The sequence below is a fragment of the Herbidospora sakaeratensis genome (assembly GCF_001570525.1).
Classification (GTDB): Bacteria; Actinomycetota; Actinomycetes; order Streptosporangiales; family Streptosporangiaceae; genus Herbidospora; species Herbidospora sakaeratensis.
Window position 1 is genome coordinate 1 of sequence record NZ_BBXC01000031.1, and the last position, 23366, is coordinate 23366.

19 protein-coding genes are annotated in these 23366 nt (G+C 72.9%); 13 read left to right on the forward strand and 6 right to left on the reverse strand.

The features are described from left to right. Window positions 1-40 precede the first annotated feature (40 nt). The 3 genes from AW271_RS37080 to AW271_RS37090 all read right to left on the reverse strand — a co-directional run bounded on the left by AW271_RS37080 (window position 41) and on the right by AW271_RS37090 (window position 4600). Entirely contained in the window at window positions 41-1240 is a 1200-nt protein-coding gene (locus AW271_RS37080) for a pentapeptide repeat-containing protein (RefSeq protein ID WP_062342877.1), read from the reverse strand. A 125-nt stretch (window positions 1241-1365) separates the two neighbouring features. Beyond that, a complete protein-coding gene (locus tag AW271_RS37085; RefSeq protein WP_245653388.1) occupies window positions 1366-2655 on the reverse strand; it encodes a hypothetical protein in 1290 nt (429 codons plus the stop codon). Between the two features lie 199 nt (window positions 2656-2854). Continuing rightward, a complete protein-coding gene (locus AW271_RS37090) occupies window positions 2855-4600 on the reverse strand; it encodes an acetyl/propionyl/methylcrotonyl-CoA carboxylase subunit alpha (protein WP_062342881.1) in 1746 nt (581 codons plus the stop codon). Between the two features lie 204 nt (window positions 4601-4804). On the opposite strand from AW271_RS37090, the gene AW271_RS37095 reads away from it, so the two are divergent. Then, window positions 4805-5077 carry a WXG100 family type VII secretion target gene (locus AW271_RS37095; protein ID WP_030451352.1) on the forward strand — a complete coding sequence of 91 codons (273 nt, stop codon included), beginning with the start codon at window positions 4805-4807 and terminating at the stop codon, window positions 5075-5077. 47 nt (window positions 5078-5124) lie between these two features. Here the strand turns inward: AW271_RS37095 and AW271_RS37100 are convergent, their stop codons facing one another. Continuing rightward, entirely contained in the window at window positions 5125-9618 is a 4494-nt protein-coding gene (locus tag AW271_RS37100) for a type VII secretion EssC family protein (RefSeq protein ID WP_062342884.1), read from the reverse strand. Between the two features lie 549 nt (window positions 9619-10167). Here AW271_RS37100 and AW271_RS37105 point away from each other — a divergent pair. The 12 genes from AW271_RS37105 to AW271_RS37160 all read left to right on the forward strand — a co-directional run bounded on the left by AW271_RS37105 (window position 10168) and on the right by AW271_RS37160 (window position 21261). Further along, window positions 10168-10869, forward strand: coding sequence for a hypothetical protein (locus AW271_RS37105; RefSeq protein WP_062342886.1), 702 nt, complete (start codon window positions 10168-10170; stop codon window positions 10867-10869). A gap of 3 nt (window positions 10870-10872) precedes the next feature. Beyond that, window positions 10873-11613 carry a CpaE/TadZ family protein gene (locus AW271_RS37110; RefSeq protein WP_062342887.1) on the forward strand — a complete coding sequence of 247 codons (741 nt, stop codon included), beginning with the start codon at window positions 10873-10875 and terminating at the stop codon, window positions 11611-11613. Continuing rightward, a complete protein-coding gene (locus tag AW271_RS37115; RefSeq protein WP_062342889.1) occupies window positions 11610-12914 on the forward strand; it encodes a TadA family conjugal transfer-associated ATPase in 1305 nt (434 codons plus the stop codon). The genes AW271_RS37110 and AW271_RS37115 overlap by 4 nt, the downstream gene beginning before the upstream one ends. Next, the gene (locus AW271_RS37120) at window positions 12911-13792 is read left to right on the forward strand and encodes a type II secretion system F family protein (protein WP_062342891.1); all 882 of its coding nucleotides are present in this window, start codon (window positions 12911-12913) and stop codon (window positions 13790-13792) included. Before AW271_RS37115 ends, AW271_RS37120 begins: the two co-directional genes overlap by 4 nt. A 199-nt stretch (window positions 13793-13991) precedes the next feature. Then, window positions 13992-14930, forward strand: coding sequence for a type II secretion system F family protein (locus tag AW271_RS37125; RefSeq protein WP_062342893.1), 939 nt, complete (start codon window positions 13992-13994; stop codon window positions 14928-14930). A gap of 2 nt (window positions 14931-14932) precedes the next feature. After that, entirely contained in the window at window positions 14933-15157 is a 225-nt protein-coding gene (locus AW271_RS37130; protein ID WP_030451345.1) for a hypothetical protein, read from the forward strand. Continuing rightward, a complete protein-coding gene (locus AW271_RS37135; RefSeq protein WP_245653389.1) occupies window positions 15154-15597 on the forward strand; it encodes a TadE/TadG family type IV pilus assembly protein in 444 nt (147 codons plus the stop codon). Before AW271_RS37130 ends, AW271_RS37135 begins: the two co-directional genes overlap by 4 nt. Continuing rightward, entirely contained in the window at window positions 15590-15982 is a 393-nt protein-coding gene (locus AW271_RS37140; protein WP_245653390.1) for a TadE/TadG family type IV pilus assembly protein, read from the forward strand. Before AW271_RS37135 ends, AW271_RS37140 begins: the two co-directional genes overlap by 8 nt. A 20-nt stretch (window positions 15983-16002) precedes the next feature. Further along, window positions 16003-16464 (forward strand): pilus assembly protein TadG-related protein, encoded by a 462-nt coding sequence (locus AW271_RS37145; RefSeq protein ID WP_157555044.1) that lies wholly within the window; start codon window positions 16003-16005, stop codon window positions 16462-16464. After that, window positions 16461-19661 carry a hypothetical protein gene (locus AW271_RS37150; RefSeq protein WP_062342898.1) on the forward strand — a complete coding sequence of 1067 codons (3201 nt, stop codon included), beginning with the start codon at window positions 16461-16463 and terminating at the stop codon, window positions 19659-19661. Before AW271_RS37145 ends, AW271_RS37150 begins: the two co-directional genes overlap by 4 nt. A 62-nt stretch (window positions 19662-19723) precedes the next feature. Next, window positions 19724-20335: a hypothetical protein gene (locus AW271_RS37155; protein WP_157555047.1), complete on the forward strand. Its 612-nt coding sequence runs from the start codon at window positions 19724-19726 to the stop codon at window positions 20333-20335. Further along, the gene (locus tag AW271_RS37160) at window positions 20332-21261 is read left to right on the forward strand and encodes a hypothetical protein (RefSeq protein ID WP_157555050.1); all 930 of its coding nucleotides are present in this window, start codon (window positions 20332-20334) and stop codon (window positions 21259-21261) included. The genes AW271_RS37155 and AW271_RS37160 overlap by 4 nt, the downstream gene beginning before the upstream one ends. Window positions 21262-21323: 62 nt before the next feature. On the opposite strand, the gene AW271_RS37165 is transcribed toward AW271_RS37160, so the two are convergent. Continuing rightward, window positions 21324-21821 carry a methylated-DNA--[protein]-cysteine S-methyltransferase gene (locus AW271_RS37165; protein ID WP_062342902.1) on the reverse strand — a complete coding sequence of 166 codons (498 nt, stop codon included), beginning with the start codon at window positions 21819-21821 and terminating at the stop codon, window positions 21324-21326. Further along, a complete protein-coding gene (locus AW271_RS37170) occupies window positions 21818-23194 on the reverse strand; it encodes a DNA-3-methyladenine glycosylase 2 family protein (protein ID WP_062342988.1) in 1377 nt (458 codons plus the stop codon). The genes AW271_RS37165 and AW271_RS37170 overlap by 4 nt, the downstream gene beginning before the upstream one ends. Window positions 23195-23366: the final 172 nt, after the last annotated feature.

Consider the following 23366-nt stretch of genomic DNA (forward strand, 5'->3'; position numbering starts at 1 on the left):
CGGGGCAGCTTCAAGCGGGGCAGCTCCAAACAGGACTGGTTCAGCGGGGTAGGACCGAGCGGACTCGGTGGAGGGCCTGCCTGCCGTGGTGGACAGCCGCGGCCGCCGCGTGGAGTTCTTCTGGCGTTCGCGCCAGGTAGAGGGCCTGCTTGGCCGCCTCGTAGGCGTCCAGGGCCGCTCGCCAGTCGTGGCTGGGGCCGCTGACCGCGTTGACCTTCATGTCGAAGTCGAGGGTGTCGATCTCCTCGCCGAAGCGGGTCACGTCTTCCTCGGCGACGCGGCGGGCCATCGCGAAGGTCGCGTCGTGGCGGCGGTGGCGCTGGTGGCTGAGGCCCCAGACGATCAGGGTCAGGCTCAGGCCCAGGCCGCCGGCCAGGGCGATCAGCAGGGCGGGGGACATGCCCAGGACGCGCGAGGGGCCCTGGCGGCTGGTGGGCGCGGCCGTCGGGTCGCCGCCGGAGTCGGACGCGGGCTCCTCGGCCGGCGGTTCGAACGTCACGCCCGTCGGCAGGTCGGCCGGGGTGCCCCGGGCGCCGGTCAGGTTCAGGTCGTCGGCCTGGACGAAGCTGGTCTTCTCGACGACCGCGCCGGTGAAGTCGGCCCCCTGGAGCTCGGCCTGGGTGAACTGGGCCTCGGTGAGGTCGGTCTCCTTGAAGACCGCGTGCTGGAGCTGGGCCTGGCCGAACTCGGCCTCCTTCATCTTCGCCCGGGAGAAGTCGGCCGTTCGGCCCTTGACCTGGCCGAGCTCGGCCTCGTTGAGGTCGGCGCCGACGAGCTTGGCGTTGGTCAGCGTGACCTGGGTCAGGTTGGCCCTGGTCATGACCGCGCCGGTGAGGTCGGCGTGGGGGAACTCGGCCTGGCCCGCCTCGACGTCGATGAGGGTCGCGCCGCGCAGGTCGGCCTGCTTGGCCCGGAGCTGGCCCAGGTCGGCGGAGGTCAGGTCGGCGCCGCGGAGGTCGGCGTACTCGAGGTGGGCCTGGGTGAAGTCGGCCTCCTTCATGGAGGCGTTGCGGAGGATCGCGCCCGTCAGGTCTTTCTGGGTGAAGTCGACCTCGTCGAGCTTGGCGCCGGTCAGGTCGGCGCAGCGGAGGTCGCTCGGGAGCTGGCGTCCGTTGGTGAAGTCGGCGCCGCGGAGTTTGGGGCCGGAGCCCTTCTGGCAGGGCGCGGCGGCCGCGTTCGCGGCGGTGGCCGGGACGAGGACCAGGGACAGGGCGAAAGATAACGCGACGAGGGCACGCACGGGAAACAGCCTCCTGAGGGGATGCTCCGAGTTTCTCACGCGCCCTTTCGCCCCGCTTGCAGTCACCTTGAACACATGAAAGAGCCCCGCGGAACCTCGTGAAAGGTCCGCGGGGCCCGTGGGTTTTACCAGTCGCCGCCGAAGTCGCCGCCGCCGAAATCGGAGCCGCCCCAGTCGCCGCCGCCGCCGAAGTCACCGCCGCCGCCGAGGTCGCCTCCGCCGTCGGCTGCCACGCCGTCGGCGTAGCCCGCGTCGTAGCCGTATCCGCCGTAGCCGAAGCCGCCGAAGGCGCTGCCGAGCATCGTGCCGACCAGCATGCCGGTCAGCAGGCCGTCGAAGCCGCCGTAGTAGCCGTTGGCGTAGGGCTGGTAGGCCGGGCCGGCCGCCCAGTAGGGCGCCCGCTGGCCGTTGGGCAGGACCACTTCGCGCATCTGCGGGTCGAAGCCGCGCTCGATCGCGTTGGCGTCCATGGCGCAGGCCGGGACGTCGCGGAGCGCGCCGCCGGGCGGGGCCCAGCGGACGTTGCGGACCGAGGGGCCGTGCTGGGGGTTGAAGAAGCACGGGGGCAGCCGCTCGGGCAGCGGCAGCTGGTTGACCTTGGCCTTCACCACGGCCAGGGCGTAGCGGCCGTCTTCCAGGGTGGCGGTGACGTCGCGCAGTTCGTCGGCCCGCCTGACCTGGCCGAGCTGGACCTTCGCCTTCTCGTAGGAGTCGAGGGCGTGCTGCCAGTCGTGGTCGGTGCCGGCCGCCGGGAGCATCTTGGCGTCGAGGTCGAGCGAGGTGATCTCCTCGCCGAACTTGGTGACGTCTTCTTCGACCGTCTGCTTGACGGCCTTGAGCTCGGCGGCCTCCTTCTCCTCGCGCCGGCGCTTGTTCCGGCGGGAGATCAGCCAGATGCCGCCGCCGCCGACCACGGCGATGACGCCGAGGCCGATCCAGACACCCGCGTTGCCGCTGATCGTGTCGCCGGGGCCCTGCGCTCCCCGGGGGTTGCCCGAGAGCTGCATGTCGACCCGGTTCGTGAACTCCTGCATCACGGCGACCGGGTCCTTGACGTGGGCGTAGGCCGACTCGTTGGCGATCTTGCCGGCCGCGTTCTGCGGGAACGCGGTGCTCCCGGCGAACAGGCTGGTGCCGTCGAGGACCGCCACGGTCGCCGCGGAACGGCCCTCCTTGTCGAGCTGCGTGAGCAGGCCCGGGATGAACTGGGCGACGTTCGAGCGGGTCACGGTGCCCTCGGGCAGCGCGACGGCGTAGATCGGGAACTTCGAGTCCTCAAGCGCCTGGGTGATCTCGGACTGCTGGGCGCTCGTCAGGGGGGATCCGCTCACCGTGAACAGCGGGCTCGTCTTCCACGCACCGACCACGGTCGCCGCGTCAGGAGGCGCGGCGGCGGCGCCCGCCGGGGGACTCACCAGGAAAAGGGCGGACAAGCCGACGAACAGGGCCGCGACGGCGGCCCCAAGGCGGCCTAGTGGGTGGGATTTTGTCACGATTCGGCCCTCCTTCGCCCATGAGGACGAACGGCGTTGCGCGATGGTTCCTCTGCACTCCACCGTATCCGCCCGTGGACCGCGCCACGCGCGTGGATCGGCCTGCCCGGCAGGGGAAACGCTACGCGTCCTTGATCTCGCAGATCACCGACCCGGCGGTGACCGTCTGACCGACCCCGGCGGCCAGCCCGGTGATCACGCCGGCCTTGTGGGCGGTGAGCGGCTGCTCCATCTTCATGGCCTCCAGGACCACGATCGTGTCGCCGGGCGACACCGACTCGCCGTCTCCGGCGACGACCTTGACGATCGTCCCCTGCATCGGGCTCACCAGCGAGTCGCCGGACGCCGCCGCCTTCTTGGCCGCGCCGCCGGAGCGTTTGGGAGCCTTCTGTACGGATCTCGCCGTCCCCCCGCCCGAGAACCCCGACGGCAGGACCACCTCCAGCCGCTTGCCCCCGACCTCGACCGTGATCCGCTCACGGGCGGCCGGTTCGGCCGTCTCCTGGGCCCCGTCGTAGGGCGGGACGTCGTTCACGAACTCGGTCTCGATCCAGCGGGTGTGCACCGAGAACGGCTCGGAGACGAACGCCGGGTCGGTCACGACCTTCCGGTGGAACGGGATGACCGTGGGCATGCCCTCGACCTCGAACTCCGCCAGGGCCCGGCGGGCCCGCTCCAGCGCCTGGGCGCGCGTGGCGCCGGTGACGATCAGCTTCGCGACCAGCGAGTCGAACGACTGGGGGACCGTCATCCCGGCCTCGTACCCCGAGTCGAGCCGGACGCCCGGCCCCGACGGGGTGCGCAGCGCGGTCAGCGTGCCGGGGGCGGGCAGGAAGCCGCGCCCGGCGTCCTCGGCGTTCACGCGGAACTCGAAGGAGTGGCCGCGCAGCTTGGGGTCGCCGTAGCCGAGGGTCTCGCCGTCGGCGATGCGGAACATCTCCCGCACCAGGTCGATGCCGGACACCTCCTCGGTCACCGGGTGCTCCACCTGGAGGCGGGTGTTGACCTCCAGGAAGGAGATCGTGCCGTCCTGGCCCACGAGGAACTCGCAGGTGCCGGCCCCCACGTAGCCCGCCTCGCGGAGGATGGCCTTCGAGCTGTCGTACAGGATGACCATCTGCTCCTCGGTGAGGAACGGCGCGGGGGCCTCCTCGACGAGCTTCTGGTGGCGGCGCTGGAGGGAGCAGTCGCGGGTCGAGACGACGACCACGTTGCCGTGGGAGTCGGCCAGGCACTGGGTCTCGACGTGGCGGGGGCGGTCGAGGTAACGCTCGACGAAGCACTCGCCCCGGCCGAACGCGGTGACGGCCTCGCGCACCGCGGATTCGTACAGGTCGGGGATCTCCTCCGTGGTGCGGGCCACCTTGAGGCCGCGCCCGCCGCCGCCGAAGGCCGCCTTGATCGCGATCGGCAGGCCGTTCTCGGCGGCGAACGCGACGACCTCCTCCACGCCGGAGACGGGGTCGGGGGTGCCCGCCACGAGGGGGGCGCCGACCCGCTGGGCGATGTGCCGCGCCTGCACCTTGTCGCCGAGCGCCATGATCGCCGACGGGGGCGGGCCGATCCAGGTCAGCCCGGCGTCGATGACGGCCTGGGCGAAGCCCGCGTTCTCGGCGAGGAAGCCGTAACCGGGGTGCACCGCGTCGGCCCCGGTCTCGCGGGCCACCTTGAGCAGTTTCTCGATGTCCAGGTATGTCTCAGCGGGGCTCTGCCCGCCCAGCGCGTGGGCCTCGTCGGCCACTCTGACGTGCAGGGCGTCCAGATCCTGGTCCGCGTACACGGCGACGCTCGCCAGACCCGCGTCCGCGCACGCCCGGGCGATCCGAACGGCGATCTCGCCCCGATTGGCGATCAGGACCTTCTGCACCGGGAGCTCCTATCCCTCGACCTGAGACTGGAGTGTAAGGATCCTCGGCCGGTGACCAACTGCCGACCCGGGTTTGGGCCGGTTTTTCACCGTTGACCTCCCCAAAACAGCCCCGGCTTATAGCGACTGCGCATAACCGGTGCTCAGGACCGGTCCGGCGTCTACGGTGAGGGCGCCATATCGGTGTCCGTGAAGGGAAAAAAGATGAGTCAGAGCTTGCTCGGCGGCGACCCGGCGGAGATGCAGACCATGGCCGCCCAGTTCACCCAGCAGGCCGACCAGGTCCGCGCGACGATGGCCACCCTCGACCGCGAGGCCGCCAAGGTCGGCTCGGTCTGGACCGGCCCCGGAGCCGAACGGTTCCGCGACGCCTGGCAGAACTACCGGGCGGCCTTCCAGCGCATGTCGGAGGAGCTCAACGAGGCGTCCCGGACCATCAACACCTACCGGGGCAACATCGAGTCCGCCACCCGCTGAACCAGTGGGCGTGGTTCCCTCGCGCCGGGAACCACGCCTTTCGTCCGTCAGGGGACGGCCGTCTGGATCGGGGTGGCCGTGCCCGAGACGATCAGCAGGCCCCGGCCCGCCGGGCCGCCGCCCGTCGCGCCCCTGGGGAGGCGCACGTTGAACAGGTCGCCGTCGGCCGGGCTCTGGACCGACAGCAGCAGGCCCGTGCGGGCCTTGCGGGCCTCGGCCACGAAGCCCCGGTACGCCGTCGCCAGGTCGCCCGTGGTGCCCGCGATCAGCAGGCCGTGGTCGCCGTCCCGCGCCGTGCGGAGGATCTCGTCGAGGGCCGTGCCGAGCGCCGAGTCGGGGGAGATGAGCTCGGCGTCGTCCACGATCACCACGTAGTTCTCCTGGCCCTCCAGCAGCTTCATCGGGTCGTGCGCCCCGGGCAGGCCCCCGAAGCCCCCGCCGGCCGCCGCCTGGTCGTCTTCCCGCACGCTGCGCGCGTTGCCGTCGAGCACCGCCAGCACGCCTCTCAGCTCCCGCAGCGGGCTCCGGCGCGGCGCGATCACGAGCACCGGCACGTCGCGGTCGAGCAGCGACTGCGCCGCCGTCAGCAACGTCGACGAACGCCCCGACCGCGACGGCCCGGCGATCACCGCCGCCGGGCCCTGGGCGAGCAGGTCGACGCCCATCGGGGCCAGCGCGTCGCCGCCCGCCCCCAGGAGGGCCCACAGGCGCGAGGGCGGCCGGAAGCCGCGGACGAGACCCATCGCCTGGTCGGCGGTGATGCGGGCGGGCAGCGCGTCGACCCGCAGCGGGCGGTTGACCGTCGCGGGGGCGGCCGCGCGGGCGAGCGACTGGAGCGCCGCGACCTGCGCCGGGCCCGAGGGGTCGTCGGCCAGCAGGGCGATCTGGCTCTCCACGATGCCGTGTTCGCTCATCGACAACGCCCGCCCGTTGGGCATCGCCGTCGGCACGTTCTTCGCCGGGAGCCCGGCCAGGCCGTAGTCGGCCGGGTCGGACAGCCGCAGCACCAGCCGGTCGTCGAACACCGTCGAGATCTGGCCGATCAGGCCCGACCGGTCGGAGGTCACCACGGCCCGCAGGCCCACGGCCGGGCCCTCGCGGAGGATCTGCATCACCCCGTCGACCAGCCGGCCGTAGTCGTAGTTCTCGAAGGCCGCGACGAACCCCTCCCACCGGTCGATCATCAGCAGCAGCCACGGCTCCTTCAGCCCGGCCGCGCGGGCCTCGGCCAGCGACGCGAAACCGGCCTCGGCGAGCAACTGCTGCCGTCGCGCGATCTCGGCCCGCAACCGGGCCAGCAGCCGCTCGACCCGGTCGAGCTGGTCGCGGGTGACGACCGCGCCGCAGTGGGGCAGCGCGACCAGCGGCAGCAGCGCGCCCGAGCCGCAGTCGATCGCGTGCAGGTGCAGGTCGTCGGCGGTGACCTGGCCGGCCAGCGAACCGGCGATGGTGCGCAGGGCGGTCGAGCGGCCGCTGCGGGCGGTGCCGGCGATCAGCAGGTGGCCGGGGCCCAGCGTCAGGGGGCGGCGCCGTTGCGCCCACGGCAGGTCGGTCACGCCGAACGCGATCGTCTCGCCGCCGACCTCGGGCAGCGCGACCTGGTCGGTGAGCGGGGGCAACCAGGGGCTCGGCTGCTTGGGCACCCCGCGCGACACCTCGATCACCCGGTCGACCAGGCGGGCCAGGTCGGTCGTCCCGGCCAGCTCGGAGACCAGGGTGCTCGCCGGCGGACGCCCCAGGGCCTCCCAGGGCAGGTCGGTCACCCGTACCTGCCCGGGCGGCCCGCCCCCGCCGGGCGCCCGCCCCCCGATGCGAGCGGCCTGGACGGCCACCGCCGGCCCCGCGCCCGACCGGACGTAACAACGCCCGGGGGTGGACTTGGGGATGTGGGCGGCCTCCGGCCCGTCGATGACGTCGGCCGACTCGCGGGCGTCGGTGACCCGCAGCGCGATCCGGAGCGACGTGTTGGCCTGGATGTCGGCGGTCACCACACCGGCGGGACGCTGGGTGGCGAGGATGAGGTGGATGCCCAGCGACCGGCCCCGGCGGGCGATGTCGACCAGGCCCTCGACGAACTCGGGCAACTCCGCGACCAGGGCGGCGAACTCGTCGATGATCAGCACCAGGCGCGGCATCGGCTCCCGGACGCCGGTCGTCCGCACGGCGGCCCGGCCGAAGATGCCGGGCGCGGTGGCCTGCCGGACGCCGGTGGCGCCCATGATCCAGGTCGTGCCGCGGTCGTCGAGGTAGTCGTCGACGTCCTTGGCCCCCGCGTCGAGCAGCAGCCGCTCCCGGCGGCGGATCTCGGCGGCCAGCGACGCCAGCGCACGCTGGGTGAGGTGGGCGTCGAGGTCGCTGACCATGCCGACCGTGTGGGGCAGCCGGACGCACTCCTTGAACGCCGCGCCGCCCTTGTAGTCGACCAGCACGAACGTCATCTCGTCGGGCCGGTTGACCGCCGCCAGCGAACTGATCAGCGTCTGCAGCAGCTCCGACTTGCCGGCGCCGGTCGTGCCGGCGATCAGCGCGTGCGGGCCGTCGCGGCGCAGGTCGATGGCGAACGGCCCGTCGGGGCCCACGCCCAGGATCGCCCGGGTCGACCGGCCGGGGTTGTCGGGTACGTCGATCAGGTCGAGCAGCCGCGCCGAGTCGGGCAGCGCGGCCGACGGGTCGTCGCGGCTCACGTCGCGCAGGGGCGCCAGCGAGCGGGCCAGCCGGTCGGCCCACGCGGGGGAGACGTGGTCGGGGCGGATCGCGCCGAGGGCGTCGAGGCCGCCGCCGCGCAGCCGGATCGTGCCGTCGTCCTCGTCGCAGGCCACGACCGTGGCGCACTCCTCCGGCAGCAGCGATTGGGCGTCGTCGATCGCGATCGTGTAGACCCCCGCGGGCGGGCCCTGGCGCAGCACCTGCGGCATGCCGGGCAGCGCCCGCATCGCCTGGGCGCCGTCGAGCACGACCAGCACGTCGTAGGGCCGTTCGTCGTAGGTGCCGAACGACGGCTCGCTCTGCTTGGGGGCGCCCCGGCCCAGGTCGTTCCAGCTCGACGGGCCGCCGGTCAACCGGCCCGGCTTCAGCAGCGGGCCGCCCTCGTCGCCCTGGCGCTCGGTGATCAGGGCGGCCAGTTCGGCCACCCGCCGGGCGGCCGACTCCAGGTCGCCGCCGACTGAGGCCAGGCTGCCGGTCGCGTGGGTGACGCAGTGGGGCAACCAGCGCACCCAGCTCCACTGCGACGCGCCGTCGGGGCTCGCCGACAACACCACGATCGCCAGGTCGCGCGGGCTGTGCAGGGTGGCGGCCTGGGCCACCAGCCAGCGGGCGACCGCGAGCGCGGCCGGCCGGGGGCCGGTCACGCCGGCGACGCCGAGCCGCCGCATCGCCAGCGCCACCGGGACGTCGCGGGCCGGCGGCACCCGCTCGGGGGCGGGCGGCTCGAAGGCGATCTCGGCGGGCAGGTCGGCCAGGCCCACGCGCAGCCGCAGCGCGTCGGGGTCGTGGGTGCGCCGCTCCCACAACCGCCGCCGGGGGCCGGTCGCGGTCAGCAGCAGCTCGGCCGGGTCGGGGGCGGCCGCCCGCCGGGCCGCCTCGTCGGCCGCGCGGGCCTTCTCGACCGCGCGGTGGAAGGACTCCATGGCCGCCTTGTGGTCCTTGACGGCCTGGCGGTACTGCTTGCGGCCGTGCCGCCGGTCGCTGGCCCACTGGCCGATCATGATCATCGGGGTCATGAACGCGATCAGCAGGAAGTACCAGTTCTTGAACGCCCACGCCATGACCAGCCCGAACGCGGCCGGCAGGAACGCCGCCAGCAGTTGCAGCCGGGCCCCCTCGGCCCTGCGGGGCTCCTGCGGCACCTCGATCTTGGCCACCCGCTCGGGCGGCACCAGCCGGGGCGGCCGGTTGTACGCCAGCCCGCCGTCGGGCAGCGCGTCGAGGTGGGCGTCGGGCGGCTCGACGCGGCCGACCGTGAAGACCGAGTGGCCGATCGCCAGCACGGCGTCCTCAGGCCAGTCGACCGGCTCGGTCACCGGTTCGCCGGCCAGCCGCAGCGGCGCCTCGCCGACCGGCTCGACCGTGATCGCGGTCGGCCCCAGCCGCACCACCGCCGCCTCGGGCGGGAGAAGAGGGTCGGCCACCGCCACGGCGCACGCCGGATCGCCGCCGATCACGTGTGCGCCAAGCCCCAGGCGGTGGACCGACCCGGCTCCCGGGCCGCCGGCGACCCGCAACTCGGCCGTGCCGCCGGGCTCCTCGACCACGGTCGCGGCCGCCCCGGCGGGGTCGAGCGCCACCCGGTCGCCGTCGCGCAGCAGGCCGAACACGCGGGCGTCGGCGGGCAGCGGACGCCCGTCGAGCCACAACACGCCGTCGGGGGCCTGCTCCCGGTCGATGCCGTACGGCGCCCGCGCTCGCGGGAGCCGCACGACGTTGCCCAGGTTGCGGGTGTCGAGGGCGGTGGCCAGGCCGGTGGCCGTGGTCGACTCGTCGCCGTCGACGATCACGTCACGGTGACCGGCGCCGCCGACGACGGTGAGGGTGATCCGCATCGGCGGTACTCCAAGGGGATCGGTGGCGGGGTCACCGTACAGAGACGGCGTGTCACCACGGCGGTGTATGACCGAATCGGTTGGTCTGTGGACAAGCCCGCATCCCTGTGGGTAACCCTGTGGATAACTCGCGGGTGTTCAGGAAGGGCGTACAACGGCGCCGTGGCTGCCAAGTGGGGCCTTTGCCGGGTTCTCTCGCGCCGGATCCACCACGTTCACCTGGCGTTTCTGTGGAAAACCAGGAGGTTCGTCCACAGGGGCCGGGAGCTTCGGGCGACATATACCGAAATTCCATATCCGTTGTGGTTGTGACCGGCTCCAGTGTTATACGAAAGAGGCTGGGGTAATTGTGGCCTTTGTGGCCAGTGGGACTTGTCGACCCGTCTACCTGGGAAAACGGGAGATGATGCCGTTCTCTTTGACGGCGTGACCTATAACCGATAAGCATGGCTCGCCATTTTTCGGAACTCACGGGTTCGGCGATGTCCATAATGGCGTGATATTTCGTCGCGAATCCTAAATTGCTTTTGATCTGGGAGTTCCCTGCCCATGAGGACCAGCGAGAAGCCCGTCCGGGACGCCCCCCGTCCCGTCAACGGCTCCCCCGTCGATCGGCCCACCCTCTCCGGACCGGCCTCGCGCAAGCTGCCGGTGCCACCACGGGAGCGCAAACCCGCGCTCGCGGCCGTCGCCGTGCTCCTCATCATCGGCGGCGCCCTCACCAGCACCCTCCTCGTCATGCGCAGCGGCGACCGCGTCTCGGCCGTCGGCGTCGCCGAGCAGATCGGCGCCGGGCAGCAGATCCCGGTCGCCGCGCTGCGCGAGGTGCAGATCGCCGACACCGGGATCGCCTACGTCCCCTGGCGCCACCGCGACCAGGTCACCAAGACCTTCGCCGCCGTCACCCTGCTGCCCGGCACGCTGCTGACCGAGACGATGGTCACCACCGACAGCGAGGAGGTCGGGCCCAACCGGGCCCGCGTCGGGCTCTCGCTCAAGGCGGGGCAGTATCCGTCGGGGCTGACCGCCGGCGACGTCGTCCAGGTCATCTACGTGCCGGGCAACGCGCGGGCCGGTGCCGTGCCGCAGAAGGTGCTGGTGCCCTCCGCGCGCGTGCACAGCGTCGGATCGTCGGAGCGCGGCGCGTCCGGGCTGGTGACCGTGATCGTCGACGCCTCGCTCTCGCCGCAGGTCGCGGCGTTCGCCTCGACCGGGGAGATCGCCCTGGCGGTGCTCCCGGGGGCCAGGTAGCCGATGGCGCTGATCGTGCTCGCCGCCGACAAGGGCGCGCCCGGGGTCACCACCGCGGCGACCGCCCTGGGGGCCGTGTGGCCGCGTCCGGTGCTGCTGGCCGAGTGCGACCCCTCCGGGGGAGACCTCGCCTACCGGCTGCCGGCGGCCGAGGGCGGGGTGCTCAACCCGGCCCGCGGCCTGCTCAGCCTCGGCGCGGTCGCCCGGCGCGGGCTCTATCCCGACCAGGTGTACGAACACACCCAGCGGCTCGTCGGCGGTCTCGACGTGCTGGCCGGGCTCACCAACGGCGAGCAGGCGGCCGGGCTGACCTGGCTCTGGGGGCCACTGGGGCGCTCGTTCGCCGCGCTCGACCACGCCGACGTGCTGGCCGACTGCGGGCGGCTGGGCGTACAGCCCGCGATCAACGAGCTGGTCGACGAGGCCGACCAGGTGATCCTGTTCACCCGGGCCAGCCTCGACCACGTCGCCCACCTGCGTGAACGCCTCACCCTGCTGAAACGCCGGGTGGGCGTGGTCGTGGTCGCCGACCCGCGCAACTACCGGCCCTCCCTCGACGAGGTGCGGCGCATCGTGTCGGGCTGGGACGTCTCCTTCGTCGGCGGCATCGCCTACGACCCCAAGGGCGCCGAGTTGCTGCGCGGCGAATGGGGCGGCCGGCTGGAGCGCAGCCCGCTCATCCGGACCGCCCGCGAACTCGCCGGGCGGCTGGCCGGCCACCTCCAGAAGAAGGTGGCCCAGTGATCGACCACACGCTCGTCAAACGGTTCCGCCAGGAGGTCGGCGACCGGCTGGCCCACCAGCGGCGGCTCGACCAGGCCGGCGGCGTCCCGCCGATGAGCGGCGAGGACGAACGCCAGTTCGCCCGCGCCCTGATCGCCCAGGTCCTCGAGGAGTTCGCGCGCGGCGAGATCGGCGTCGGCCGCACCCCGCCGACGGTCGACGAGGAGGAGGCCCTCGCGGCCGGCATCCACGCCGCCCTGTTCGGCGTCGGCCGCCTCCAGCCGCTCCTCGACGACCCCGAGGTCGAGAACATCGACATCAACGGCTGCGACCGGGTCTTCGTCAGCTACGCCGACGGCCAGGAGCTCAGCCACGAGCCGGTCGCCGAGTCCGACGAGGAGCTGATCGAGCTCATCCAGATCCTCGCGGCCTACTCGGGCCTGTCGTCGCGCCCCTTCGACACCGCCAACCCCCAGCTCGACCTGCGCCTGCCCGACGGGTCGCGGTTGTCGGCGGTCATGGACGTCGCCGTGCGGCCCGCGATCTCGATCCGGCGGGCCCGGCTGGGCAAGGTGTTCCTGACCGACCTGGTCGGCAACGGCACGCTGACGCCCGACCTGGCCCGCTTCCTCGCGGCGGCCGTGCAGGCCCGCAAGAACATCATGATCGCCGGCTCGACCAACGCCGGGAAGACGACCCTGCTGCGGGCCATCGCCAACGAGATCCCCGTCCACGAACGCCTGATCACCGTCGAACGCGCCCTCGAACTCGGCCTCGACCAGTTCCCCGAGCTGCACCCCAACGTGGTCGCCTTCGAGCAGCGGCTGCCCAACTCCGAGGGCCAGGGCGAGATCACCATGGCCGAGCTGGTGCGCCGCTCGCTGCGCATGAACCCCTCGCGGGTCATCGTCGGCGAGGTCCTGGGCGACGAGATCGTGACCATGCTCAACGCGATGACCCAGGGCAACGACGGCTCGTTGTCGACCATCCACGCGAACTCCTCAATGGAGGTCTTCAACCGCATCGCGACCTACGCCCTGCAGGCCGAGGAGCGGCTGCCGATCGAGGCGTCGCACATGCTCATCGCCGGGGCGATCGACTTCGTGGTGTTCATCGAGAAGCGCAACGACTACCACCGGGGCGGGGCGCTGAAGCGCTTCGTGTCCTCCGTCCGCGAGGTCGCGGGCTGCGACGGCCGTGTCCTGTCGTCGGAGATCTTCACCGCCTCGGAGGCCGGGGTGGCCGTGGCCCACGCGCCGATCGCCTGCATCGACGAACTCGTGCACCACGGCTACGTGCCGTCGGGCGGTGGCTGGTCATGATCCCCTTCGACCCGCTCGTGATCCTGGCCGGCGCGGCCGCCGGCGGCGGCCTGTTCCTGCTGTTCCTCTCCCTGTACGGTCTGCGCCCGCGCCCCGCCTCGCCCGACAGCGGCGCCGAGCGGCTCAAGTGGTTCCAGTCGCTGACCACGCGGGGAGCCGTCGCGGCCATCGCGGGCGGGCTGACGCTGGTGGTGACCGGCTGGCCGGTCGTGGCCGTCGGCGCGGTGCTTCTGGTGATCGCCTGGAAGGGCTTCACCGGCGGCGCGGCCGAGGAACGCGCCGCGATGAAGCGCCTCGAAGGTCTGGCCGCCTGGGCCGAGTCGCTGCGTGACACCATCGCCGGCGCGGCCGGCCTCGAACAGGCCATCCCCGCCTCGATCCGGGCCGCCGCCCCCATGCTCCAGCCCCACCTGCGCGCCCTGGTCGACCGCCTGCGCGCCCGCATGGCCCTCGGCGACGCCCTGCGCATGTTCGCCGACGAACTCGACGACCCCTCGGCCGACCTGGTCGTGGCGGCCCTGATCCTCAACTCCCGCCTCCGGGGCCCGGGCCTGCGCGACGTGCTCTCGGCCCTGGCCGTCTCGGCCCGCGAGGAACTCGACATGCGCCGCCGCGTGGAGGCCGAACGCCGCTCGACCAGGCGCAGCGTGCAGATCGTGGTCGGCACGGCGCTGGCGTTCGCGGCCTTCCTGGTCATCGCCAACCGCGACTACGTGGCCGAATACGACTCCCTGCTCGGCCAGGCCGTGCTCGTGGTCGTGGCGGCGCTGTTCGGCGCGGGCTTCGCCTGGATGCGCCGGTTGGCCCGCTTCGACAAGCCGGGCCGGATCCTGGCCCCCTACCGCCGCCCGGAACCAGCGGAAGCGGTGACCTCATGAACGTCCTGACCTGCCCAGGGCCTGGCGATATGCCGAAATCCCGGGCGCGGAAGCGCCCGGGTGGGCCTGTTCCCGTCAGACCGATCAGGCATGACACGGCGTGCCGGTCCTCCCGCTTGGCGCCGGGAACGTCCTTCGAACAGGGGCCGGGCGTGGCTCTGCGGCATCAGGGCCGCGCCGTCCCTCTGGAGGTGATCGCGTGATCGCCACCGCATTCGCCGGGGGCGTGCTCGGGCTCGGCATTCTGCTGCTGCTCCGGGCGCTGTTCCCGCCGCGCCCCGGGCTGGCGACGCGCCTCGCGGCGCTCGACGTCGCGCGGACCGGTGAGGACGCGCCCAGGACGCCGCTCGTCGCGCCCGACGAGGAGGTCAGCGCCTTCCGGCAGGCCCTCGGGCAGCGGCTGGCCAAGTTCTATGCCGCGCGCGGGTGGGAGGCGCGGTCGATCCGGGCCGATCTCACATTGCTGGGCAAGTCGTTCGAGGGCTTCCTGGCGACCAAGGTGCTGCTCGCCGTCTCGGGATTGCTGGCCTTCCCGCTGCTCGTCGGGTGGCTGGCGGTCATGGGGTGGGGGGTGTCGTTCCAGATTCCGCTCTGGTCGGCGCTGCTGGTCAGCGTGATCTTCTTCTTCCTGCCCGACGTCCAGATCGGCAAGGACGCGGCCGTCCGCCGCCGCGACTTCCGGCACGCCGTCGGGGCGTTCCTCGACCTGGTCGCGATGAACCTGGCCGGCGGGCGCGGGGTGCCCGAGGCGCTCATGATGGCCGTCTCCGTCGGCACCGGCAACGAGGTGAACGCCCCCGGCTCCAACTGGGCGATGGAGCGCATCCGCGAGGCGCTCGCCAACGCCCGGATCGTCGGCATCACCCCCTGGCAGGCCCTCGGCCAGCTCGGCGACGAGATCAACGTCGACGAGCTGAGGGACCTGTCGGCCGCCCTCGGGCTCGTCGCCGACGACGGCGCCAAGGTGCGGTCGTCGCTGACGGCCCGCGCGGCCACGCTCCGCAGGCGGGAGCTGGCCGAGATCGAGGGCAAGGCGGGCGAACGTTCGCAGTCGATGCTCGTCGCGCAGCTGCTGCTGTGCGCGGGCTTCGTGATCTTTCTCAGTTACCCGGCCGCGATGAAAATGTTGGGATCCTGAACATGATCGATTACCTGGTGGCGATGATCAGCGTCCGCATCCACAAGGCCAGGACGGCCCCCTCACGGGGGGCGTCGGCGGTCGAGTGGGCCATCATCACGGCGATCATCGCCGGGGTGGCGCTGGGCCTGGCCGCGCTCATCCAAGGTCTCGTCGAGTCGCGCTCGGCCGAGATCACCACGAACTTCGGCGGCGGCGAATCCGGTGGCGGCGGCGGTGGTGAGTGAGACGTCCTGACCGGCGGGCCCACCGGCCGGACGGCGACCGCGGCGCGACCGTCATCGAGCTCGCGCTGCTCATGCCGGTCGTCCTGGTCGTGGTGCTGCTGATCGTCCAGATGGCCCTGTGGTTCCACGGGCGGCAGGTCGCCGACGCGGCCGCGCGCGAAGGAGCCAGGATCGCGCGGGCCGGCGACGACGACTGGCAGGGCGCCGCCGAGGCCAAGGCCCGGCAGATCATCCAGGCCATCGGGCCGGAGATCCTGCAGTCGGCCACGGCCACCGCGTGGGAGGACGGCGACTCGCGCGGCGTGGAGGTGACGGGCAGCGCGGTGCAGGTCGTGCCGCTGCTGCCGGAGATCTCGTTCACGATCACGGCCCGCTTCGGCGGGCCGGTGGAGTGTTTCCGGCCCGACGACGGCAGCGGGGGGTGTGCGCCGGATGGATGAGCAGCTGACCGACCGGGGATCGATGTCGGTCGAGACGGTCATGCTGGCGCCCGTCCTGCTGCTCTTCCTGCTGTTCCTGGTCGGCGCCGGACGTGTCGTCGAAGCTCAGGGCGAGGTCAACGGCGCCGCCCGCGACGCCGCCCGGGCCGCCTCCGTGCAGCGCGACCGCGGCGCGGCCGAGGAGGCCGCCACGTCGGCGGCCGCCGGCGCGCTCGCCGACTGCCCGCCCGAGGTGTCGATGGGCGGCACCGACTGGCAGGAGGGCGGCCAGGTCGAGGTGACCGTGACCTGCACGCTCGACCTCGACTTCCTCGGCTTCGGCGCCGCCGTGACGATCACCGGCGACTCCGTCGTGCCGCTCGAACAGTTCCGGAGGGTCGAGTGAGAAGGGCCGACCGGGGTTCCATGTCCACCTTCGTGGTGCTCTTCTCGGTCGCCGTCTTCCTGCTCGCGGGCCTGCTCGTCGACGGGGGCGCGGCGATCAACGCCCGGTTGCGCGCCGCCGACATCGCCGAGCAGGGCGCACGGGCGGCGGCCGACCAGATCGACGTCGAGACGCTCCGGGCGACGGGGCAGCTGCGGCTGCTCGGCGACGCCGAGGTGTGCGGCCGGGCCGGCGAGATCGTGTCCGCGCACGACGCCGACGGGGTCGCGATGGGACGGTGCACGGTCGGTGCGGGCCAGACCGAGGTGACGGTGGAGGTGAGTGTCACATGGGAAGCGTTCTTCCTGGCCGCGATCGGGTTTCCGGGCTCGGAGATGACCGCGTCGGCGACGGCCGTTCCCGAGAGCGAGACGCTGGCGGCCGGAGGCCGGCTGTGGCTCGCGTCGATGAATCCGCCTCGAAGTCGGGGAGACGGCGCGTGAAACGGACCGCCGGCGACGTCTTCGCCGGTCTGGCGGCCCTGGTGGCGCTGGTCGCGCTGCTGGGCGGCGTCCCGTACGCCCTGATCCGGTTCGCCGGGCCGCCGATCCCCGCGGAACTGCTCGACCTCGACGCGCTGATGAGCCAGGTCGGCACCGAGACGATCATCGCCGTGCTGGTGCTGCTCGTGTGGGTCGCCTGGGCCCAGCTCGTGGTCTGCGTCCTGGTCGAGGTGTACGCCGGCATCCGCCGCATCGGCATGCCCGCGCGTGTCCCGTTGTCGGGCGGCACCCAGGTGCTGGCCAACCGGCTGGTCTCGGCCGTGCTGGTGCTCTTCACGGTCTCGGCCGTCGCCGTGCCGCTGATGAGGTTCGCGTCCACGCCCGTGATGCCCGTCAAGCCGACGCTGGTGAGCGCCGAGTCGGCGATCCCCGAGCGCGCCGCCCTGGTGCCGCGCGGCGAGGTCAAGAAGGTGTACGTCGTCCAGCCGCCCCACGGCCGGCACCACGAGAGCCTGTGGGAGATCGCCGAGAAGTGCCTCGGAGACGGCCGCCGCTACGGCGAGATCTACGAGCTCAACAAGCACAAGGAGCAGCCCGACGGGGCCCGCCTCCACATGGCCGACCTGATCCGCCCGGGCTGGGTGCTCGACATGCCGGGCGACTCCCGCAACACCCATGTGGTCCCCGCCGACGACAGCCGCACCGAGATCCTCGAAGACCACCCGGGCCCGCCCGGCGCGGACAAATCCGAACGAACCGCCCCCCAGCCCGACCGGACCACGCAACCCGACCGGACCACGCAACCCGACCGGACCACGCAACCCGACCGCGACACCACCCGGCCGGGCGACGACACCCGCTTCGAGAACCGCGACAACACCCACGCCCAGCCCCCCGTGGAGCGGCCCACCGCCGACCCCACGCGGCCCCCTGCGGAGAACCGGCAGCCGACCGCCAAGCCGACCCCGCCGCCCGCCGCGGGGGAGGGCACCGCCACCCGCCCACCGGCTGTGAACGAGCCGACCCGCCCGCCGGTCGACGGCGACCTGACCCTTCCCGGGGATGCGAGCCGCCCCGGCCTGGACGACTCCACCAGGCCGCCCGCCACGGGAGACCAAACCCGACCCCCCGCGGAGGCCGACCGCAACCGCCCGACCGCCGACCCGACCCGCCCCGGCCAGACCGAGACCGGCAAGCCCGAGTCGGAACGGCCCCAGACAAGCAAGCCCGAGGCCACCGCCGCCCCGGAACGTACACAACCCAGAAAACCGATCCCCACCGTCACCGCGACCACCCCCGCGGAAGAGGCCGGCATCGGGGACACCACGATCCCCCGGTCAGGCGTGGTCGCCGCCCCCGAAGGCGGCACCATCCTCACCACCCCGGCCGCCTCCCAGGGCTGGACCGAGCAGGTCGACCTGGCCGACTTCCTCGCCGGGGCCGGGCTGCTCTCGGCGGGCCTGCTCCTGCTGCTGGGCAGGAGGCGCAGGCGGCAACTCTGGACGCGGGCGTTCGGGCACCGGATCCAGCGGCCCAGGGGAGAGGCCGCCTCGGCGGAGGTCGCGATGCGGCTGGGGGCCGACGCCCCGGGCAGCCGCGTCCTCGACTCCGGGCTCCGGCTGCTCGGCCGGCTGCTGGCCGAGGCCGACCGGCGGCCGCCCGCGATCTACGCCCTGCACCTGTCGGCGCGCGGCATGGACCTGTGGGTGCACCCGCCGAGCCAGGACGCCCCGGCCCCCTTCGAAGCAGCCGACGGCGGGCAGATCTGGCGTTTGGCCGCCCACGAGGCGCGCCGGCTCGACGACCTGGCCCTGGCCGACGTCCCGGCCCCCTACCCGGGCCTGTTCTCGCTCGGCACCGCCGACACCGGCCGGGTGCTGGTCGACCTCGAAGCCGCGCACGGCGTCATCAGCGTCGTCGGGCCGCAGGCCGTCGCGGCCCTGTCGGCGCTGGCCGTCGAGCTGGTCACCAACCGCTGGTCGGACACGATGAAGGTCACCCTCGTCGGCTTCGGCCAGGAACTCCGCGCCATCGCCCCGGAACGGGTGCGGGTCGCGGCCTCGCTCGCCGAGGTCCTGCCGGAGTTCGAGAACGCCGCCCAGCCGCCCGACGTCCTCACCGGGCGCATCCACGGCCGGGCGCACGACCCCGTCCACCCGCCCCACTACCTGCTGAGCGCCGTCCAGCCGACCGCCGAGGAGGCGCGCAGGCTCGCGGTCCTGGCGAAGAACACCAGGTCGGCGGCCGGATACGTGATCGCCGCGCCGCTCCAGCACGCCACCTGGACGTGGGAGGTCACCGAAGACGGCCGCTCGGTCATCGACGCGCTGGGCTTCGACGTGCAGGCGCAGCTGCTGCCGCGCCGCCACTACCAGGCCATCGTCGACCTCTTCCGCACCGCCGACGACAAACAGGGCGAACCGCTGCCGCTGCCCGACATCCGCCGCCACGACGAACCCCCGGCCATCGAGGTCCGCATCCTCGGCTCGATCGAGATCTCCCCGGTCAACGCCCTTGAGGAGGGCCGCGCCGCGCTGGCCAACGAGCTGGTCGTCTACCTGGCCACGCACCCGGGCGGGGTGCACCCCGTCGTGCTGGGCGGGGTGCTGTGGCCGCGCGGCGTGCAGCCGATGGTCCGCGACGCCACCCTGGCCCGCGTCGCCGAATGGCTCGGCGCCGACGACCGGGGCCGCCCCTACCTGTACGCCGACGCCTCCGGCCGCCTCAACCTCAGCGACGAGGTCAGAACCGACTGGTCGATGTTCCAGGACCTGGTCAGACGAGGCGACCCGATGTCGCTGGAGAAGGCGCTGCAGCTGGTCAGGGGCCCGCTGCTGAACTCCAGGCCGGCCGGACGCTACGCGTGGCTGGCCGCCGACCCGCTGGAGTTCGACGTCACCGCGTCGGTCGCCGACGCCGCCCACCGGTTGTGCGAGTCGCGCCTCTACCGGGGCGACGCCGAGGCGGCCATCGCCGCCGCCAGGGCCGGGCTGCTGCTGGCCGCCGACGACGAAGGGCTCTGGCGCGACCTGCTCAGAGCCGCCCACGCCACCGGAGAACCGGCCCGGCTCCGCGCCGTCGTCGACGGCCTGCACCGCCGGGCGGCCTCCCATCCGTACGGAGGCGGCATGGCCCCCGAGACCGAAGCCCTCATCGACGAGCTGCTCCCCGTGTGGCGAGCGACGACCACGGCGTGAGAACCATGCCGAAACACACACATCACTGGATCACGGTCCCGCCCGGTCGTTACGTTCACCCCGTGCGCTGGGTAGCCGTCATCGGGCTCGTCACCACCCTGACCGCCTGCGGAGCCCCGGCGGACAAGGGCTTCACGCCGCAGGGCGCGGGGCCGTCGAAGGCCGCGGTCGCGGCCCCGCCGGCGACCGCCGAGACCGTCGCGATCACCGATGGCCTGGCCGTCTCGATCGAGTGGCCCGACCGGCGCGACGACATGATCACCGCCTTCACCGACTCCTACGTGAACCAGTGGAAGGCGGTGGCCTCCGGCGGGGCCGACGAGACGTACCTGGGGAACGTCGAAGACGAGGCGAGCCGGGTCGCCTACGCCTGGGTGTCGGGCTTCGCCAAGACGAAGACCTCGGCGAAGGGCACCGCCAAGCTCTACTCGATCCGGGTCGCCGCGGTCGACGGCCGGGGCGCCGAGATCGACGCCTGCGTCGACACCTCGGGGGTGCGGGTGGTCGACGCCGCCGACACCCCCCTGGCCCAGCAGCCCAACTGGACCAAGCCTCCCAAATCCATCTACCTCCAGGTCGCCGCCGTACGGCGAGGGGACGACGGAACCTGGCGCGTCAAGCACTTCCAGCACGCCGCCTTTCCCGACCAAGCCGCGAAGGAGTGCCAACGGTGAAAGCCGCGCTCGCGTTGACACTGGCCCTGAACCTGGTCACCGCCGACCCCGCCCCGGGCGGCGCCCACGGCGAGGGTTTCCAGACGGGCCGGACCGTCGGGGTCCAGCTGACCAACTCCGCCATCATCATCAGCGGCAACGGCACCAGCGGCCGCGCCGACGGCTACCGGATCAAGCGCCCGTGCTGGTACGAACCCGGCAGGTCCGCCGAAGACATGCTGCAGACCCAGGAGCAGCTGCGCAGCTGGTGGTTCCACACCAACCCGGGCGGCACCGAAGAGGACTTCCAGAAGTTCCTGGAGCAGTACAAGGACAAGGTCGGCCAAGACGGCCGCTGGTGGTCGCCGGCCTACAACGCCGCCGACCCGGGCGGCATGGCCTGCTGGTCGAACCTCGAAGGCGCGTTGTGGGTGCCCGAGGGCGAGACCCCGGCCGGGGGCATCACCATGGAGGAACTCCTCCAGATCGCCCGCGCCGCGCTGACCGTGCCCGAACCGACGATCCAGCTGAACCCCGACGCCAAGAGCTACGTCAACCTGGAGACCTGGGTCTGGCTGGGCAACCCCGGCGACACCGTCCGGTCTGTCACCGCCACCCTGCCGGGCGTGATGTCGGCGACGGTCACCGCGGAACTCGGCGGAATCAAGATCAATTCAGGTACCACCGACGACCGCGCCACGGTGGCGACGAACTGCGGCACGACCGGACATCCCTACGTCAAGAACGAGAAGTTCCGGTGCGGCGTCGTCTACAAGCGCGCCTCGGCCGATCAGCCGCGCAAGGTCTACACGATGACCGTGACGACGGTCTGGCCGGTGACGAGCAATGTCGACCAGTCTGTCGTGCCCTTCGTTTACGATCCGGTTGAGGCGACGGTGACCCGAGACGTGCCCGTGGGTGAGGTGCAAACCTCTGTCGAGGGGTAGTCGTCTCATCCCGTGATCGTGCGTCCGTCACATCTCCTTCGGCGCACGATCACGGCCCTTGATCACACGCTTGCGCCCTCGTGGGCGAGCAGCCACTCCTTGACCGGCGTGCCGTAGTAGTAGCCGCCGTAGCCGCCCGTCGACGGCAACACCCGGTGACACGGCACGAACGGCGCGACCAGGTTCTGCGCGCACGCGCCGCCCGCCGCGCGGGCCGCCGTCCGCGGCATGCCGGCCCGTTCGGCCAGCTCCGCGTAGCTCACCGTCGTCCCGGCCCTGACCCCGCGCAGCGCGGTCAGGAGCCGCTGCCGCCGGTCGCTGCCGGGCTGAGCGGCCGCGATGCCGTCGAGGGCGTCGAGGCGTCCGTCCAGATATTCCTTTACGGCTCCCGCCGCCCCCGGCACCTCCCCGACGGTCAGGCCCAGCTGCCGCAGTTCCGGAGAGAGCCGCACGAACATGGCCTCGGGGTCGCCGGTGAAGCCGGCCGCCACCAGGACGTCGTCGTGGGCGAGCATGGCCAGCGGTCCCGCGGGCGTCTGCACGGTCTGAGCGATGATCATGATTTCTCCTCGGCGTTCCACAGATGCAGCGCGGCGTAGGCCCGCCAGGGCCGCCAGCGCTCGGTCTCACTCAGGGGGATGGCCAGCGCGGCCATCGTGCGGCGCAGCCCGAGGTCGTCGTCGGGCCACGCGTCGGGGTCGCGCAGCGCCCGCAGGGCCACGTATCCGGCCGTCCACGGCCCGATCCCGGGCAGCTCCACCAGGGCCGCGACCGTCTCGGCCGGATCGCCGGCCTCCAGGTCGATCTCCCCGGACGCCACGGCCTCGGCGGCGGCCCGCAACGTGGTCACCCGCCGGTTCGTCAGGCCCAGCCCGTCGAGGTCGAGGCCGGCCAGTTCCCCGGCTGAGGGAAAGATCCCGGCCGACCGGGCGGCGATGCGCCCCAGGATCGTGCGGGCCCCGGCGACGGAGATCTGCTGGCCGACGATCGCCCGGACGAGCAGCTCGAAGGAGTCCCACGCCCCCGGCACCCGCAACCCCGGCCGGGCCGCCACCAGCGGCCCGAGCATGGTCGGTTCGAGCGCGGCGGCGATGGCGTGGGGATCGGCGTCGAGGTCGAGCAACCGGCGGCACCGGGCCACGATCCGGGCCAGGTGGCGGGTGTCCCCGCCGGTCACGGTCAGCCGGACGTGGTCGGTGACCGGGGTCAGCGTGACCTCCCCGCCGGGGATGCGCCGTTTGTAGACGGCGTGGTCGACGACCTCCTCCACACCCGGCACGGCCCGCGCGGCGAGGAAGCCCAGCAGCGCCCGAGCCTCGAAGGGCTGCCGCACGCCCAGCCGCAGCGTCAACCCCCCGGCCGCCAACGGCCCGTCGGACCGGCGCAGGTCGCCGGGCGCGAACCGGTAGGACTCCTTCATGGCCGCGTTGAACTGACGGACCGAGCCGAACCCGGCCGCGAAGGCCACGTCGGCCATCGGGAGAGAGGTCTCGGTCAGCAGCTGCTTGGCCAGCAGCAGCCGCCGGGTGCGCGCCACCGCGAGCGGCCCGGTGCCGAGCTCGGCCGAGAACAGGCGGTGCAGGTGGCGTTCGCTGACGTGCAGGCGGCGGGCCAGCTCGGCCACCCCGCCGTCGTCGGCGATCCCGTCGTCGATCAGCCGCAGCGCCCGCCCGACGAGGTCGGCCCGGACGTCCCACCCGGGCGCGCCGGGCGACAACTCGGGCCGGCACCGGCGGCACGGCCGGAACCCGGCCGCCTCGGCGGAGGCGGCGTGGTCGTAGAACCGCACGTTCTTGCGGGCGGGGGTGCGCGCCGGGCAGATCGGCCGGCAGTAGATCCCGGTCGAGGTCACCGCCGTGTAGAACCGCCCGTCGAACCTGCGATCTCTGGCCGAGATCACCAGATAACGCTCTTCGAAGTCGAGTGTGTTCACGTCGAACACGCTACGCCCAGCTCACCGCCCCAAGCTGGCGGATTTCGGACGTCAGCGTGGCAAAGCCCTCTGACCAGGGACGACGTTACGACCGCCCCGCTTTCGCGGCCGGTTGGCGCCGGTTACGGCCGAGCCGGAGACCGGCGGCGGGGCCGGCCAGGCGGAGCCGTAA